This window comes from Streptomyces amritsarensis, assembly GCF_001953875.1.
Taxonomy (GTDB): domain Bacteria; phylum Actinomycetota; class Actinomycetes; order Streptomycetales; family Streptomycetaceae; genus Streptomyces; species Streptomyces amritsarensis.
Map to the genome: position 1 here is coordinate 1 of NZ_MQUR01000194.1, position 2,422 is coordinate 2,422.

General features: G+C 75.4%; 1 protein-coding gene. It reads left to right on the plus strand.

What is annotated here, in order from left to right:
• Nucleotides 1-266: 266 nt before the first annotated feature.
• Nucleotides 267-2,422: PIG-L family deacetylase (locus AVW11_RS39060; RefSeq protein WP_076047073.1), on the plus strand; the 2,156-nt coding region annotated here is incomplete at its 3' end.

Consider the following 2,422-nt stretch of genomic DNA (forward strand, 5'->3'; position numbering starts at 1 on the left):
CCCCCGCCCGCGCCCCGCCCGCCCGGCGCACCCCCGGAGTGACGCACACCACCCCACCCCCGCCCCAACCAGTGCCAAATAGGGACAAGCTGCCCATATCTGGCATTCAACTGGTTTGTTTCCATATGCCTCTTGAGGGTGTGTCAGCAGAAAACACGCGGGGCATAATCGGCCCCGGTCGTCTCCGGAAGTGCTGGAGCCATCGGGGCACCGACTCCCGCCCTTCGGCGCACACCCGCACCGGACCGACCCCAAGGCGCCCGCAGATGTCCCTGGCCAGCCGCACCCGCACCGCGGCCCTGCTCGCCGCACTCACCGCCGGCGCCGCCGGGATCACCACCTGGGCCTACGGATACACCAGCGCCCCCCGGCCCGCCGCCCCCCACGCCCCCCAGACCCCCCTGCGCCCCAGCGTGACCCAGGGCACGGTCCTCCAGGTCGTCGCGCACCCCGACGACGACCTCTTCTTCATGAACCCCGACCTGAGCCGCTCCATATCCACCGGCGTCAAGGTCACCACCGTCTACCTCACCGCCGGCGAGTCCGACGGCCGCAACGAAGCCCACAGCCCCCACCTGCAAGACCCCGCCCGCCCCGCCGACCACGCCGCCTACGCCGAAGCCCGCCAGAACGGCATACGCGCCGCCTACGCCGAGATGGCCACCGGCCGGCGCACCAGCGCCTGGCAGCGCACCTCCGTACCCACCACCGGCGGCGGCAGCGCCGAGGTCGACATCCTCCTCGCCCGCCCCGAGGTCAACCTGGTGTGGATGCAGATGCGCGAAGCCCGCAGCATCTCCGGCGACAACCCCGACAGCCTGCGCGGCCTGTGGGACGGCAAGGTCCCCGCCCTCGGCTCCCAGCTCGCCTCCGGCACACCCGTCACCACCCCCTTCTCCTACACCAAGGAGCAGGCCGTCCAGGCCATCGCGAACGTCTTCGCGCTCTACAAGCCCACCACCATCCGCACCCAGGACCCCACCCCCGGCCGCACCCGCCCCGCCGGCGCCTTCCACGACCACCAGGACCACATGTACGGGGCCCGCTTCGTCCAGGCGGCCACCGAACGCTACGCCGCCTCCACCGGCCGCCCGCACTTCTCGGTCCAGAACTACGTGAGCTACCCCAACAGCTCCCTGCCCCCCACCCTCGACGCGAAGGCCGCCGAGGAGAAACTCGGCTACCTCAAGACCTACGCCTGGAGCGACCACCAGGACTGGTGCGGCAGCCCCGCCGGCTGCGGCGACCGCAAGACCGCGACCCGGCCCACCGGCGCCGGATGGAACCAGGCCATCCGCTACAGCCGCGGCGAGAGCACCACCTGGATGACCCAGGGCGCCCCCGGCCGGCTCTACGCCTTCGCCGCCCTCGACGGCCAGATGGCCTACTGGACCCGCCCCGGCCCCACCGCCGCCTGGCAGGGCCCCCGCTTCCTGCCCGCCACCGCCCCCGGCACCTCCATCGACGCCGGCGCGTCCACCGCCCGCCTCCCCGACGGCCGCATCGCCGTCCTCGCCACCCGCACCACCCTGGGCGCCACCCCGAAGGACTACCGGCGCGAAGCCGTCCTAGCCCTCCAAAGCGCCCCGGGCGCCGCCTTCGGCCCCTGGCAGAACCTGGGCACCCCCGACACCGGCCACACCGGCGACACCCCCGCCACCGGCGACACCCCCGCCACCGGCGACACCTCCGCCACCGGCCACACCGGCCACACCGGCGATGCCTCCGCCACCGGCGATGTCTCCGCCACCACCGCCCTCGGCGCACCGACCGCCGCCGTGGACGCCACCGGCCGCATCACCGTCTACATGCGCGACTCCCGACGCACCCTGCGCGCCCGCACCCAGCCGGCCCCCGACACCGCCTTCGGCCCGTGGCAGACCCTGGGCGGCACCGGCCTGCAGGGCGACCCGGTCACCGCCACCGACAGCGCCGGACGCCGCCACGTCTACGCGGCCACCGACCGCACCGTCCTGGCCTGGACCCAACCCGCCCCCGGCGCCCCCCTCGCCGGCCCCTTCCCCACCGGCCTGCCCGCGACCACCGGCGTGCTCTCCGCGACACCGCAGGACGACGGCGTCCGCCTCTCCTTCCGCCGCCCCACCACCGGCACCGTCACCACCACCCAGGCCACCGCCACCGCGGCCGCGCCCGTCCTCTCCCCGCCCGCCGAAGCCGGCGGCGAAGGCGGCTACGGCGCCGTCGGCACCGCCGGACACCTCCTCGCCGGCCGCGCCGCCACCGGCACGGCCGCCGTCACCCTCCCCGGCCGGACACCCGCCTGGTCGGAGTCCCAGATGCTCTACACCGGCGCCCCGGCCGCCGTGACCGCCCCCGACGGCACCGGCCTGGCCGCCGCCCTCGGCCTCGACGCCGACCTGCACCTCACCACCACACCCCCGCCCACCCCCACCCCCACCCC